The organism is Pseudomonas sp. URMO17WK12:I12 (assembly GCF_000514395.1).
In the GTDB taxonomy this organism is placed as follows: domain Bacteria; phylum Pseudomonadota; class Gammaproteobacteria; order Pseudomonadales; family Pseudomonadaceae; genus Aquipseudomonas; species Aquipseudomonas mucoides.
Map to the genome: position 1 here is coordinate 270366 of NZ_AZVV01000006.1, position 13383 is coordinate 283748.

Genomic DNA, 13383 nt, shown 5'->3' on the forward strand with positions numbered 1-13383 from the left:
TGAACCGAGTGGGGTATAGAGAGTCAATCGGTGCGGCAGTGGGGTTTATACTCGCCGCATAAAGCCATCACCGCGTTCCACAAAGGTTGACTCAATGTCCATGCGTAACGATGCCAACGACGATTTCGATGATGTCCCGAGCCTGCGTGCCGACAGCCTCGACGATGATGATTTTCCGCCCACCGTCCGTACCAGCGTGCATTCCCGTCCAGTGCCGGTGGTGAAGGTCAAAAGCGCCAGCACCGGCCCGCTGTGGGCATTGGTCGGCGCGTTGTTTTTTGCGTTTGCGGGCCTGGCCTGGTGGAGTTTTCAGCAGATTTCGTTGATGGAACAACAACTGGTCGCAACCCAGGAAAGTTTCGCGCGCATCAGTGAGGAAGCGGCGGGACGCTTGCAGGATATTTCCGGCAAGGTCGTCGCCAGCCAGACCAACGTCACCAGCGACAGCGAAGCGCTGAAACTGCAAATCAAGGATCTGGAAACCAAACTGCTGGATCAGAGCAAACAGCAGCAGGGTGTTGTCGGTCAGACCACCGATCTGGACAAGCGCCTGGCGCAAATGACCGCACAAACCAGCGACCTGGATAAACGTCTGGCGCAGCTTGCCGCCCAGAGCACCGAGCATCAGACGGCCAATACTCAGTTGCAGGCGCAGCTAAAAGCCTTGAGCACTGAGTTGACCGCCCTGAAAAGCGCCCCGGACGACAGCAGCAAATTCGACGCACAGCTTAAAAGCCTCGGCGCCGATATCGTCGCGCTGAAAAAACAAGGCAACCCAAGCGCCGCGATCGAGCGCCTGGAACAAGACATGATCGTGCTCAAAAGCGAGCAGGACAACCGCCCGGCCGCAGCGCAAGGCTCCACCAATACCGCCGAGTTCGACGCATTCCGCGCCCAGGTCACCCGCAACATCAACACCCTTCAGGCGCAGATCCAGAACCTGCAGCAGCAACTGCGCGCCCGCCAGTAACCCCCGGGCCCCTGTAGCCGCTGTCGACTCCTGGCGAAGCGGCGTCCGGCTGCGAAGCAGTCGTAAAATCTACCCAGCGGTCTTTCAGGTAGACCGCAGACGCAGCCTCGCCAAGGCTCGACCGCTGCTTCAGGACCGGGTGTATCTCCCATTGCCGTCTACGCTCTTGAAACACCGACAAGAACGAGGGATGCGCTATGGGGGTTTTGCACAAACTGGCCTTATTGGGCGGGATGCTTTTGCTGTGCCTGGGGCAGGTTCACGCCGCCACGGCGGAAAAGGATGACAGCCAGGCCGCCAAAGCCTTGCTGGAAAAAGCCCTGGCTTACTACCATGACAATGGCGACAAGGCCTTTGCGGCGTTCAGCCGTCAGGGCGAGTTTGTCGACAAGGATCGCTATGTGTTCGTGGTCGATACCAAGGGCGTGATGCTCGCCAGTGGCGGGCCGTCGGCGGCATTGATCGGGCGGGATGTCACCGAGACCCTCGGGCCGGACTTGCAGAAAGCCTTCAAGGACGCCTTGAAAGTGCCGGAGGGCAATGGCATCCAGCAGGCGGAATACCGCTGGCAGAACTGGTCTGACGGCAAGGTCGAGCGCAAACATGTGTTCTATCAGCGCGTCGGTCAGCGGATTCTGGCGGTCGGTTACTACCTGCCACGGGCGTCAGCGGAACAGGCGATGGCGCTGTTGAACAAAGCCGCGACCGATCTGGCCAAGGACGAGAAGGGCACACTGACCGCGATCAATTCCCTCAAGGGCGGTTACCTGCAGGATGACCTGTACGTGTTCGTCGTCGACCTGGACACCCAACGCTACGTGGCCCACGGCACCAACCTGCGGCTGATCAACACCGACTTCGGCAAGATCAAGGACCCGGAGGGCAAACCGGTGGGCGAGCCGATCCTGGCGTTGATGGCCAAGCAGGATTACGGCGAATACGAATACCGCTGGAAAAACCCGGTGACCAACAAGGTTGAGGACAAGCATGCCTACCTGAAGAAGGTCGGGCATTTTCTGGTGGCAGTCGGGTATTACAGCCCTTGAATCACTGTGACTGACAGATAGCTATCGCGAGCAGGCTCACTCCTACAGGATCTCCGCCCGTACACAAATATTGTGAGCACCGGAGATCCCCTGTAGGAGTGAGCCTGCTCGCGATTGGCAGACGACTCGGTGTGTCTACCGGACCTTGTCTTCCCGCCCCCGCAGCAACATATTCGGCATCGCAATCGCCGCCGCCAGTCCCAGCAACGACACCGCCGCACTCACCATCAACAAATACCTGAACGTCAGCAACAACTCCGCACGCAAGGCGTTTTGCGCATCGCCCGGCGCGGCGTTCAAACCGTCGAGCAAGACATTCCCGGAACTGCCCTCGACGATCAGCGACGAACCGGCAATGTGCGCGAAGCTTGAATCCTGCAACAACGCCAGCAGCAGCGCCGACATCAACGCCACCCCCACCGCGCCGCCCAGGGAGCGGAACAGATTGGTGGTGCTGGTGGCGACACCGATGTCGCGCTGGTCCACCGAGTTCTGTGTGCCGACCAAAGACGTCGGGAATTGCATGCCGCTGGCGATCCCGCACAACAACATGAACAAACTGCTGAGCACAAACGCCTGAGGCGGGCTGAACGCCATACCCAGAATCGCCATCGGCATCAGCGCCGCGCCGCTCAGGATCATTGGTTTGTAGCGCCCGGTCACCGAGGTCCGGCGTCCGGCAAAATAGGCGCCAATCGGCAAACCCATCGCCAGCGGCAACAGGTGCAGTGCGGCGCTGTCGGCACCGGCGCCGGTGACGCTCTGGAAGCGCAGCGGCATCAGCACGATCAGCGAGATCGCCTGGAAACTGGTGAAGAAAATCGTGCACCAGCAAAAAATCGCGTTGCGGTTGGCGAACAGATGCATCGGCAACAACGGCTCCCGTGCCCGGCGCTCATGCCAGACGAACATCCCAAGAATCACCACCGCGCCGGCAAACAGTCCCAGCACTTGCGCGCTGCGCCACGAATGACCCTGACCGACCTGCGTGATGCCCAGCAACAACGCGGTCAAGCCGATGATCATCAGCAACGTGCCGAGGTAGTCGATCACAGGTTTGCGCTGCGGCACCGGCAGCCCGACCAGCGTTCGATGGGCCACCACCCAGGCACCCAGTCCCAGGGGCAGATTGATCAAGAATACCCAGCGCCACGACAAATACTCGGTCATGTAACCGCCCAGCACCGGGCCGGCCACGCTGGCCACGGCGTACATGCTGCTGAAGTAACCCTGATAACGACCGCGCTCCCGGGGCGGGACGATGTCGCCGATGATCGCCTGACTGACCGAAATCATCCCGCCGGCACCGATGCCCTGAATGATCCGCGCCAGCACCAGTTGCTCCATGCTCTGGGCCATGCCGCAGAACAACGAGGCGAGGGTGAACAGGCCCATGCCGAACAGCATCAGCTTGCGCCGACCATACAAATCGCCGAGCTTGCCGTAGATCGGCACCGCCACCGTCATCGCCACCATGTACCCGGAAATCACCCAGGCCAGCAGGCTGACGTCCTTGAACTGGGCGGAAATCGCCGGCATCGAGACAGCGACGATGGTCTGGTCCAGCGCGCCGAGAAAGATCGCCAGCATCAGGGCGATCAGCACGCTGCGAATGGCCGGTTTGGGCGTGTCAGGCTGGTTGAGATTGGTCACGGTAAAACCTGCGGGCAGAGATGGACCCGCAAGTGGCAAGGCGAGCGGGAATGCTCGCAGTGTAAGTCGGTAGCAAGCTATTCGATAGCCTCGTACGCAAGCCCGACGTAATTTTCTGCAATGGTTTTTCGACCGGCTTCGGAGCCGACAAAGTAGTCCAGTTCCGACTCGCTGATGCGCTGGCTGAACGCGTCATGGTCGTCAAAGCGATGCAGCATAGACGTCATCCACCAGGAAAACCGCTCGGCTTTCCACACGCGGCGCAGGCAGATTTCGGAGTATTTATCCAGCAAATCCACGCGTCCTTCCCGATAGACCTTCAACAGAATATTGAACAACGTGCTGACGTCACTGGCGGCCAGGTTCAGGCCCTTGGCGCCGGTGGGCGGGACGATGTGCGCCGCGTCGCCGACCAGGAACATGCGCCCGAATTGCATCGGTTCAACGACAAAACTGCGCAACGGCGCGATGCTTTTTTCGATGGACGGGCCGGTGACCAACGACGCTGCCAACGCTGGCGGCAGGCGCAATTTCAACTCGTCCCAGAAACGCTGATCCGACCAGTCCTGCACCTGGTCCTCGGCCGGTACCTGAAGGTAATACCGGGTGCGGGTCGCCGAGCGCATGCTGCATAAAGCAAAACCGCGCTCGTGGCGGGCGTACACCAGTTCTTCGTGCACCGGCGGCGTGTCGGCGAGGATGCCGAGCCAGCCAAACGGATAGACCCGCTCGAACACCTTGAGGCAGTCGTCGGGGATCGATTGGCGCGCCACACCGTGGAAACCGTCGCACCCGGAGATGTAGTCGCAATCGAGGCGATACGTCTCGCCATCCTTATCAAAGGTGACGAAAGGTTCTGCGCTTTTCATCCCGTGTGGCATGACGTTGACGGCGTCATAAATCGTCTGCGCGCCGGCCTCCCGACGAGCGGCCATCAGGTCACGGGTGACCTCGGTCTGGCCATACACCATCACGGTTTTGCCGCCGGTCAATGCCTGCAAATCGATGTGTACCTGACGGCCATCGAGTGCCAGTTCGAAGCCGGTGTGCACCAGGCCTTCGGCATCCATCCGCCGACCCACACCAGCCTGACGCAACAGCTCTACCATGCCTTGTTCAAGGACCCCGGCACGGATTCGCCCGAGCACATAATCCGGGCTCTGGCGTTCAAGAATGAGGGTGTCGATACCGGCGTTGTGCAGCAATTGACCGAGCAGTAAACCGGCAGGACCGGCGCCAATGATGGCGATTTGGGTTTTCAGCGTTTTCATTGTTGTCAGGACTCGCAAGCTCCACGCGACCAAGGCCGGTGAATTATTTTTATGGATCGAGTGCTTGCATTTTTCCCTTGCGAGTCTGTCAATTGAAGGTGAAAACTGAGCCGATACCTGTTCTTTCTGCCAATCGGTGCGATTATCGCCCGTAACCCCCCGAGGCCTGGATTGAAGTGATGAACAAGCCTGACCTGCCTTCGATTCCAGTGTTCAAGCTCTACGGTGAAAGCCTGGACTGGCCGACCCCCGACTTGCTGCACTGCGAAACCATTTCCAAACGCAGCCGCGAACACCAATGGGAAATCAAACCCCACCGTCACGCCGATTTGTGTCAGTTACTCTTCATCTTCAAAGGTCAGGCAGAGCTTGAGATCGAAGGTAAACGCACGCAACTGACTGAGCCGACCGTGCTGATCCTGCCGCCGTTGTCGGTGCACGGTTATCGATTTTCCGAAGACGTCGAAGGGTTTGTCTTGACCCTCGCCGCGCCGCTGATCGCCCATCTGCAAGCGCAACTGGGCAACTCGGTGAATGCGCTGGCCCAGGCTGAAAGCTACCCGGCGGGCAAGGACGGTGACTACCTCAACAGCCTGTTTTCAGCGCTGCAAGACGAATACACCGGTCACCAACCGGCGCGTGAAATGCTCATGCATTCACTGGTCAGCGTGATCATGGTCTGGGTCAGCCGGCAGGTGATCACCCGCCGCAACGCCAGCCAGCGTCCGCAGCGCGCCCGGGAATACCTCAACGGGTTTATCCAGCTGGTGGAAGAGACTTACCGTCAGCACGTCAAGGTCGAAGACCTCGCGCATCGGCTGGGGATTTCCGTGTCCCACCTCAACGGCACGTGCCGTGAACTGGCGGGGCAACCGGCGTTGCAGATCATGCACGAACGGCAATTGCTGGAGGCCAAGCGGTTGCTGACCTACACCAGCATGACCATTTACGAAATGTCCGATGTGTTGGGGTTTTCCGATCCTACAAACTTCACACGCCTGTTCCGGCGTCGCGTGGGTATTTCGCCCAAGGCGTTCCGCGACCGCTTGAAGGCCGATCAGGACAACGAGGCCTGATCCCCTGGGTCACCGCAGGGCATTGAGGGTCGCGTTGTGGGGGATGCAGCGTTCGAAGTTGCAGCTCGCAAATTCACGGGGCAGTTGCCGTGCCTGCTCGACCCGCCAGGCTGCGGTGCCATACAGCGCCAGCGTCACCGCGCAGGTGATGAAAATGGTGAGGTACCTTCTTGTTTTGATGTTCATGGCGTGGACCTCTGAACGAAATACCCTTGGGTATTACTTTGAGCATAGGTCAGCGCGGGTGAGTTGCCACTAAAGCTGCATCGTACGTACCCCGATATTCAGAACACTGATGTGCCTACTGTGGGAGCGAGCTCAAAGGTTGCGGCGAGTTACAGGCCGATATCCCACGCTGGTTCTTCGGGAAATCTGAGCACCAGGAAATCCAGCAGGCTGCGCAACGCCGCTGGCATGTGTTTGCGTGACGCATACACCGCATAAATATTCATCTGCCGGGGCTCGGCCTCGGGCAACAGGCGGATCAGTTCGCCGCTGTGAATATGCACACCGGCCTGATAACTCGGCAGCATCGCCACCCCGGCGCCGGCGATGGTTACGCGCAGCAGGGTGCTGGCTTCGTTGGCGCTGATGTTGCCTTGCACCGTCACCGAGACCGGCTCGCCGTCCTCCTCGAAATGCCAAAGGCTTTTGCCGAAGTAGGAATGGGTCAGGCAATTGTGCTGGCTCAGGTCCTCGACCCGCTGCGGCGCTGGATGTTCGCGCAGGTAGCCCGGGGAGGCGCAGATCACCGAGCGGCAGACCGTCAGCCGTCGGGCGATCAGGTTCGGGTCCAGGTCGTTGCTGGTGCGGATCGCCAGATCGATGCGCTCATCCACCAGGTTCACGGTGCGGTCGAGCATCTGCAGGTCGATGCTGACGCCAGGGTAACGTTTGACGTAGGCCGCCATGGCGTCCGCCAATTGCGCCTGGCCGAACGAAGTGCTGACACTGATGCGCAGCAACCCACGCGGTGCATCGTCCGGCTCGCTCACGGCGGCTTGCATGTCGGTGGACAAGTCGAGCATCTGCCGACAGCGGGGCAGCATCTCGGCGCCGGCGGCGGTCAGGCTCAATTTGCGGGTGGTGCGGTGCATCAACCGGGCACCGACCCAGTCCTCCAGTTCCGCCAGATAACGTGAAACCACCGGCCGTGACAGGTCCAGATGATCGGCGGCGGCCGACTGGCTGCCGAGGTCGACCACCGTGACGAATACGCGCATTGCTTGAAGACGATCCATGATTTGCCCGCTTTCAGAAACAAACTATGTTCAAGCATCGCATTTTTTGTACTGAGTCATGCAACTAAGCTCCCTCCCATCGCCAAGCATGGCATTCGGATTACGGAGCAACAGATGATCGGTTTCACCACCCTCAAGCGTATTTTGCTGGCCACCGCCGCTCTCGGCTTCGCGGCCCATGCAGCGGCGGCCTCGACCCTGACCCTGGATGTCTACAACCCCGGCGACAAGGCGATCTTCCCGGTGACGTCGGTGCTGGTCAGCGGCGAGAAAGAAGCGATTCTGGTGGATGCGCAGTTCGGCAAATCCCAAGCCGAGCAGGTGGTCGAGAAAATCCGCGCCAGCGGCAAGCAACTGACCACCATCTACATCAGCCATGGCGACCCGGATTATTACTTCGGCCTCGACACCCTGACCGCCGCGTTCCCCAACGCCAAAGTGCTGGCTTCGCAGCCAACCGTGGACCACATCAAGCACACCGTCGTCGGCAAACTGGCGTTCTGGGGCCCGAAAATGGGCGCTGACGTACCGGCGAAAACCATCGTGCCCGGCGTGCTCAAGGGCGACAGCCTGATACTGGAAGGGCAGAAATTGCAGGTGGTGGGGCTGGACAGCAAGCAGCCGGACCGCACCTTCGTCTGGATTCCATCGATCAAAGCGGTTGTCGGTGGGGTGGTTGTGGCAGAAAACATCCATGTCTGGATGGCCGACACGCAAACCCCGCAGTCCCACGCCGATTGGTTGACGACGCTGCACGCCATCGAAACCTTGAAACCGAACACCATCGTGCCGGGTCATTACCTCGGTGACAGCGCCCGCTCCCTGGCGGCCGTGCGGTTCACGGCTGAATACATCAAGGCGTTCGACGAAGAAACCGCCAAGGCCAAGGATTCCGCCGCACTGATCGCCGCGATGAAAAAACGCTTCCCGACGCTGGGCGAAGAAAGCTCGCTGGAGCTGAGCGCCAAAGTCGCCAAGGGCGAGATGAAGTGGGGCGAATGACCGGACACCTGTGAATGATCGTTCCCACGCAGAGTGGGAACGATCAACATCTACATCCAAGCCAACTGGAGAACGTCATGAGCAAAATCGCAATCATCGGGGCCACTGGCCGTGCCGGCAGCCAATTGCTGGAAGAAGCCCTGCGTCGTGGTCATAGCGTCACCGCCATTGCCCGCGACACGTCGAAGATCGGTCAGCGTGCCGGTGTGGTCAGCAAGCATGTCGATGCCCTTGATGGCGCAGCGTTGCAAGCCGCTGTGGCGGGTCATGACGTGGTCATCAGCGCCGCGCATTTCTCGACGCTGCCCGCCGCGGCGGTGATCGGGCCGGTGAAAAAGGCCGGGGTGAAACGTCTGCTGGTGGTGGGCGGTGCCGGTTCGTTGTTGTTGCCGGGCGGAACTCGCGTGATCGACAGCGAGGGCTTTCCCGATGCGTACAAAGCCGAGGCGGGTGCCGGGGCGTTGTTCCTTGAGAACCTGCGACAGGAAAAGGACCTGGACTGGACCTTCTTGTCACCGTCGGCGGAGTTTGTCGAAGGGGAACGCACGGGGGTGTTCCGGATCGGCCAGGATGATTTGCTGGTGAGCCGTGAAGGGCGCAGCTGGATCACGTTTGCCGACTATGCGATTGCGATGATCGATGAAGTGGAAGTGCCGAAGCACTCCCGCCAGCGGTTCACAGTAGGCTACTGAGATCACCGATCCCCTGTAGGAGTGAGCCTGCTCGCGATAGCGGTTGATCATTCAACAGTGATGTCGACTGACCCAACGCCATCGCGAGCAGGCTCACTCCTACAAGGGGATTGCAGCAAGATTTTAGGCTTTCACCGCGCTTGAGCCTGCTCCACCAACCACCCCAACAATTCCTGCAACTTCGGCGAAGGTGCGGGCTTGTGCGGCAAAACCAGGTAATACGCCAACCCCGTTTTCACCTTCAACTCAAACGGCATCACCAGTCGCCCGGCGCTCAAGTCATCGCCAATCAACGACCAGTCGCCAATCGCTACCCCCGTCCCCTGTGAGGCCATCGACATCGCCAGGTCCAGGGTTTCGAAGTGCTGACCCTTGCTGACATTGTTCAGTCGCACATTGGCCGTGGCCAGCCAGGCTTTCCAGTCACGCTCATCACGGGTGGGGTGCAGCAGCATGTGCCGCTGAAGGTCTTCCGGGGTCTGCAACGGCACCGGGCCTTCAAGCAGCGGTTTGGAACAGACCGGCGTCAATATTTCTTCAAACAGGCGTTGCGAGGCCAACGTGCTGTCCGGTGGCACGCCGTACATCACCGCCGCATCGAACTGCTCACGATGAAAATCCACGCCGTGCTTGACCGTGGTGGTCAGTTCCACCGGCACGTCCGGCCGCTCCCGTTGCCACTGCAAAAGACGCGGCAACAGCCAGCGCATCACGCAGGTCGGCGCCTTGAGTTGCAGGGTTTCGCGCTTCTCGCCGATCTGTTCAACGGCCTCATCGATCAGGCCGAAAATCTGCTGCACCCGTGGCAGCCATTCCCGTCCTTCGGCCGTCAGATCGAGGCCGCGAGCCTGGCGGATGAACAGTTCATAACCGAGGTGATCTTCGAGCCCGGCGATCTGCCGGCTTACCGCGCCTTGGGTGATGTGCAGCTGTTCGGCGGCCCGGGTGAAGTTGCAGCACTGCGCGGTAATCAGAAAAGTGTGCAGCGCCGGCAGGGGAGGCAGTCGTTTCATTGGGATCCAAGGTATGACGTGAGGACATGGCTAGTATGACTTTTTATCCATTGTTGCGGCTACGTGTCGCCCGTTCCAATGAGGCCATCCCTGGACCTGCCCACTCATCATAAACACTGCGCAGGCCCGGCGTCTCAAACGAACAAGAAGGGCAAAACACAATGGCGACGTGCGGCGAAGTATTGGTCAAGTTACTCGAAGATTACGGGGTTGAGCAGGTGTTCGGCATTCCCGGGGTTCATACCGTGGAGCTGTATCGCGGGCTGGCCCGTTCGAGCATCAACCACGTCACTCCGCGTCACGAACAGGGCGCCGGTTTCATGGCCGACGGTTATGCCCGCACCAGCGGCAAACCGGGTGTGTGCTTCATCATCACCGGCCCTGGCATGACCAACATCACCACCGCGATGGGCCAGGCGTACGCCGATTCGATCCCGATGCTGGTGATCTCCAGCGTGCAATCGCGCAGCCAGTTGGGCGGCGGTCGCGGCAAGCTGCATGAACTGCCGAACCAGGGCGCGTTGGTCGCCGGTGTGGCGGCGTTCTCCCACACCCTGATGTCGGCGTCCGAGTTGCCGGGCGTGCTGGCCCGTGCCTTTGCGCTGTTCCAGGCTGGCCGTCCGCGTCCGGTGCACATCGAAATTCCGTTGGACGTGCTGGTTGAAGAAGCCGATGACCTGCTGACCAGCGTACCGGTGAACATTGACCGCGCCGGTGCATCGCCGACCGCCGTCTCGCGCATGACCGAATTGCTGGCCGGCGCCAAGCGCCCGCTGATTCTCGCCGGTGGCGGTGCCATCGATGCGGCTGCCGAACTGACTGAACTGGCCGAACTGCTGGACGCGCCGGTGGCCCTGACCATCAACGCCAAAGGCATGCTCGAATCCAGTCACCCGTTGCTGATCGGTTCGACCCAGAGCCTGGTCGCGACTCGCGCACTGGTGGCCGAAGCCGACGTGGTCCTGGCCATCGGCACCGAACTGGCCGAGACCGACTACGACGTCACCTTCGCCGGTGGTTTCGAGATTCCTGGCCAGTTGCTGCGCGTGGACATCGACCCGGACCAGACCGTGCGCAACTATCCGCCGCACGTGGCGCTGGTGTCCGACTCGCGCAACGCTGCTCAGGCATTGCTGAGCGCGCTGTCCCACAAGTCCCTGGCCGAGCGCGCCAATGATTGGGGTCAGGTGCGTGCCTCCCGTTTGCGTGAGGCACTCGCCGAGAGCTGGGATGCCCCGACCCTGGCGCAAACACGCTTTCTCGAAACCGTCCTGCACGAGCTGCCAGACGCGGTATTCGTCGGCGATTCGACCCAGCCTGTGTACACCGGCAACCTGACCTTCAACCCCGAGCGCCCGCGTCGCTGGTTCAACTCGTCCACCGGTTACGGCACCTTGGGTTACGCTTTGCCGGCGGCGATTGGCGCCTGGCTCGGCGGCAGCGTCGAAGGCGGTTCGCGTCCTCCGGTGGTGTGCCTGATCGGCGACGGCGGCCTGCAATTCACCCTGCCGGAACTGGCCAGTGCCGTTGAAGCGCGCACCCCGGTGATCGTGCTGCTGTGGAATAACCAGGGCTACGAAGAGATCAAGAAATACATGGTCAACCGCGCCATCGAGCCGGTCGGCGTGGACATCTACACCCCGGACTTCATCGGTGTGGCCAAGGCCTTGGGCTGCGCGGCGGAAGCCATCAGCGGCGTCGAGCAACTGCGCACAGCGCTGCGTGCCGCGGCGGATCGCCAAGGCCCGACCCTGATTGAAATCGATCAGACCCAGTGGATGAAGGCGGTGTCGAAATGAGTTTTCCAACCACGCTCGACGGTCTGTTCATCAATGGCCAATGGTCGGCCGGCCACGAACACTTGCGTGTGATCAACCCGGCGACGGAAGCCTTGTTGACCACGGTCAATGGCGGCGATGCACAGTCTGTCGATCAGGCGGTGAGCGCGGCCACCCACGCCTTCGCCGCCTGGTCGAAAACCACCGGAGCCGAGCGCGGCGCGATCCTGCGCAAAATCGCCGCAGGCGTGCAGGCCGGTCGCGAACAGTTGATGCATTTGCAGTCGAGCAACAACGGCAAGCCATTGTTCGAAGCGGCCATCGACGTCGACGACGTGATCGCGACGTTTGAGTATTACGCCGGTCTGGCCGAAGGCCTCGACGCTAAACAAGACAGCCCCGTTGAATTGCCGAGCGACGATTTCAGCGCGCGTCTGCGCCGCGAGCCGGCCGGAGTGGTCGGCCTGATCGTGCCGTGGAATTTCCCGATGGTCACCACCGCGTGGAAACTCGCCCCGGCCCTGGCCGCCGGTTGCTGCGTGGTGCTCAAGCCTTCGGAAGTGACACCGCTGCCGGAGCTGGAACTGGCGTCGATCATCGCTAAAGCCGGGTTGCCGGCCGGCGTTTTCAACCTGGTGTGCGGCACCGGTCTGGCCGTTGGCGCGCCACTGTCGGTTGATCCGCGCATCGCCAAGATTTCTTTCACCGGCAGCAACGCGGTGGGCGTGCAAGTCATGCAGCGTGCGGCGGAAACCGTCAAAGGCGTGAGCCTGGAACTGGGTGGCAAATCGTCGTTGCTGGTGCTGGCCGATGCCGACCTCGACCTGGCGGTGGAAGTGGCCTGTGGCGGTGGTTTCTTCAACGCCGGGCAAATGTGTTCCGCCACCAGCCGTGTGCTGGTCGCCGATGAACTGGCCGATGAATTCCTGCTGCGCCTGAAGGCGCGCGCCGAAGCCATTCGCGTGGCCGACCCGTTCGACCCGGCGGTGGAGATGGGTGCTCTGGTCAATCAGGCGCAATACCAGCGTGTGCTCGGCCACATCGATCGTGGTTTGAGCGCCGGCGCCAAGCTGATCTGTGGTGGCAATCGTCCGGCCGACCTGCCGCGCGGTTATTTTTTGCAGCCGACCATTTTCACTGAAGTGCCCCTCGACAGTGCGCTGTGGTGTGAAGAGATTTTCGGCCCGGTGATCTGCGTACGCAGTTTTGCCTCCGAAGCCGAGGCGATTGCCCTGGCCAACGACAGCCAGTTCGGCCTGGTGGCCAGCGTGGTCACGAGTAATGTCGAGGCCGCTGATAGGGTCGCCAACGCTTTGCAGGCGGGCCTTGTGTGGATCAACGCGCCGCAGGTGATCTTTCCGCAAACCGCCTGGGGCGGCTACAAGCAGAGCAGCATCGGCCGCGAGTTGGGGCCGTGGGGCTTGCAGGCGTTCCAGGAAATCAAACACGTGATTCGAGCGGTCTGACGGCACGAAAAAGGTCAGCGCATGCCTCGAAAGGAGGCATGCGCTGGCGTCATGGCTTCGATGAGTTTTTATCGATAGTCAGGTGTTTTACACGACCTCAGGATGAACTTGCCGGTTCAGCCAAACCCCCGAAAATACGGGGGCTAATGCAGATCCGGTCGCGCGGATGCAACAG

The 13383-nt window shown here is 60.9% G+C and carries 12 protein-coding genes; 7 read left to right on the forward strand and 5 right to left on the reverse strand.

Annotated elements, in window-relative coordinates:
• Positions 1-94: 94 nt before the first annotated feature.
• Together D882_RS0108735 and D882_RS0108740 are read left to right on the forward strand one after the other, a co-directional pair.
• On the forward strand, positions 95-970 hold the full coding sequence (locus D882_RS0108735; protein ID WP_027922878.1) for an ATPase: 876 nt from the start codon (positions 95-97) through the stop codon (positions 968-970).
• A gap of 197 nt (positions 971-1167) precedes the next feature.
• The gene (locus D882_RS0108740) at positions 1168-2016 is read left to right on the forward strand and encodes a cache domain-containing protein (protein ID WP_027922879.1); all 849 of its coding nucleotides are present in this window, start codon (positions 1168-1170) and stop codon (positions 2014-2016) included.
• A 135-nt stretch (positions 2017-2151) separates the two neighbouring features.
• Here the strand turns inward: D882_RS0108740 and D882_RS0108745 are convergent, their stop codons facing one another.
• Positions 2152-3669: an MDR family MFS transporter gene (locus tag D882_RS0108745; RefSeq protein WP_027922880.1), complete on the reverse strand. Its 1518-nt coding sequence runs from the start codon at positions 3667-3669 to the stop codon at positions 2152-2154.
• 77 nt (positions 3670-3746) lie between these two features.
• Positions 3747-4940, reverse strand: a complete 1194-nt coding sequence (pobA, locus tag D882_RS0108750) for a 4-hydroxybenzoate 3-monooxygenase (RefSeq protein WP_027922881.1) — start codon at positions 4938-4940, stop codon at positions 3747-3749.
• 179 nt (positions 4941-5119) lie between these two features.
• Between pobA and D882_RS0108755 the strand changes: the two genes are divergently transcribed.
• Entirely contained in the window at positions 5120-6016 is an 897-nt protein-coding gene (locus D882_RS0108755; RefSeq protein WP_027922882.1) for a helix-turn-helix domain-containing protein, read from the forward strand.
• A 9-nt stretch (positions 6017-6025) separates the two neighbouring features.
• Here the strand turns inward: D882_RS0108755 and D882_RS1000000132855 are convergent, their stop codons facing one another.
• Together D882_RS1000000132855 and D882_RS0108765 are read right to left on the reverse strand one after the other, a co-directional pair.
• Positions 6026-6202: a hypothetical protein gene (locus D882_RS1000000132855; protein ID WP_170219114.1), complete on the reverse strand. Its 177-nt coding sequence runs from the start codon at positions 6200-6202 to the stop codon at positions 6026-6028.
• A gap of 149 nt (positions 6203-6351) precedes the next feature.
• The gene (locus tag D882_RS0108765; protein ID WP_218186575.1) at positions 6352-7257 is read right to left on the reverse strand and encodes a LysR family transcriptional regulator; all 906 of its coding nucleotides are present in this window, start codon (positions 7255-7257) and stop codon (positions 6352-6354) included.
• A 114-nt stretch (positions 7258-7371) separates the two neighbouring features.
• Here D882_RS0108765 and D882_RS0108770 point away from each other — a divergent pair, with 114 nt between their 5' ends.
• Both D882_RS0108770 and D882_RS0108775 read left to right on the forward strand, forming a co-directional pair.
• Positions 7372-8259: an MBL fold metallo-hydrolase gene (locus tag D882_RS0108770; RefSeq protein WP_027922884.1), complete on the forward strand. Its 888-nt coding sequence runs from the start codon at positions 7372-7374 to the stop codon at positions 8257-8259.
• Positions 8260-8336: 77 nt separating this feature from the next.
• A complete protein-coding gene (locus D882_RS0108775; RefSeq protein WP_027922885.1) occupies positions 8337-8951 on the forward strand; it encodes an NAD(P)-dependent oxidoreductase in 615 nt (204 codons plus the stop codon).
• 131 nt (positions 8952-9082) lie between these two features.
• Here D882_RS0108775 and D882_RS0108780 read toward each other — a convergent pair whose 3' ends face one another.
• A complete protein-coding gene (locus tag D882_RS0108780) occupies positions 9083-9964 on the reverse strand; it encodes a LysR substrate-binding domain-containing protein (protein WP_027922886.1) in 882 nt (293 codons plus the stop codon).
• 161 nt (positions 9965-10125) lie between these two features.
• Between D882_RS0108780 and D882_RS0108785 the strand changes: the two genes are divergently transcribed.
• Both D882_RS0108785 and D882_RS0108790 read left to right on the forward strand, forming a co-directional pair.
• Positions 10126-11763, forward strand: coding sequence for a 5-guanidino-2-oxopentanoate decarboxylase (locus tag D882_RS0108785; protein WP_027922887.1), 1638 nt, complete (start codon positions 10126-10128; stop codon positions 11761-11763).
• A complete protein-coding gene (locus D882_RS0108790; protein WP_027922888.1) occupies positions 11760-13208 on the forward strand; it encodes an aldehyde dehydrogenase family protein in 1449 nt (482 codons plus the stop codon). Before D882_RS0108785 ends, D882_RS0108790 begins: the two co-directional genes overlap by 4 nt.
• The last annotated feature ends 175 nt before the right edge of the window (positions 13209-13383 follow it).

What these genes read in the sequence shown, in the direction of transcription:
- D882_RS1000000132855 (WP_170219114.1), bottom strand. Translation starts at nt 6,202, where the DNA reads ATGAACATCAAAACAAGAAGGTACCTCACCATTTTCATCACCTGCGCG.
- D882_RS0108775 (WP_027922885.1), top strand. Translation starts at nt 8,337, where the DNA reads ATGAGCAAAATCGCAATCATCGGGGCCACTGGCCGTGCCGGCAGCCAA.
- D882_RS0108765 (WP_218186575.1), bottom strand. Translation starts at nt 7,257, where the DNA reads ATGGATCGTCTTCAAGCAATGCGCGTATTCGTCACGGTGGTCGACCTC.
- pobA (WP_027922881.1), bottom strand. Translation starts at nt 4,940, where the DNA reads ATGAAAACGCTGAAAACCCAAATCGCCATCATTGGCGCCGGTCCTGCC.
- D882_RS0108790 (WP_027922888.1), top strand. Translation starts at nt 11,760, where the DNA reads ATGAGTTTTCCAACCACGCTCGACGGTCTGTTCATCAATGGCCAATGG.
- D882_RS0108740 (WP_027922879.1), top strand. Translation starts at nt 1,168, where the DNA reads ATGGGGGTTTTGCACAAACTGGCCTTATTGGGCGGGATGCTTTTGCTG.
- D882_RS0108780 (WP_027922886.1), bottom strand. Translation starts at nt 9,964, where the DNA reads ATGAAACGACTGCCTCCCCTGCCGGCGCTGCACACTTTTCTGATTACC.
- D882_RS0108735 (WP_027922878.1), top strand. Translation starts at nt 95, where the DNA reads ATGTCCATGCGTAACGATGCCAACGACGATTTCGATGATGTCCCGAGC.
- D882_RS0108785 (WP_027922887.1), top strand. Translation starts at nt 10,126, where the DNA reads ATGGCGACGTGCGGCGAAGTATTGGTCAAGTTACTCGAAGATTACGGG.
- D882_RS0108770 (WP_027922884.1), top strand. Translation starts at nt 7,372, where the DNA reads ATGATCGGTTTCACCACCCTCAAGCGTATTTTGCTGGCCACCGCCGCT.
- D882_RS0108755 (WP_027922882.1), top strand. Translation starts at nt 5,120, where the DNA reads ATGAACAAGCCTGACCTGCCTTCGATTCCAGTGTTCAAGCTCTACGGT.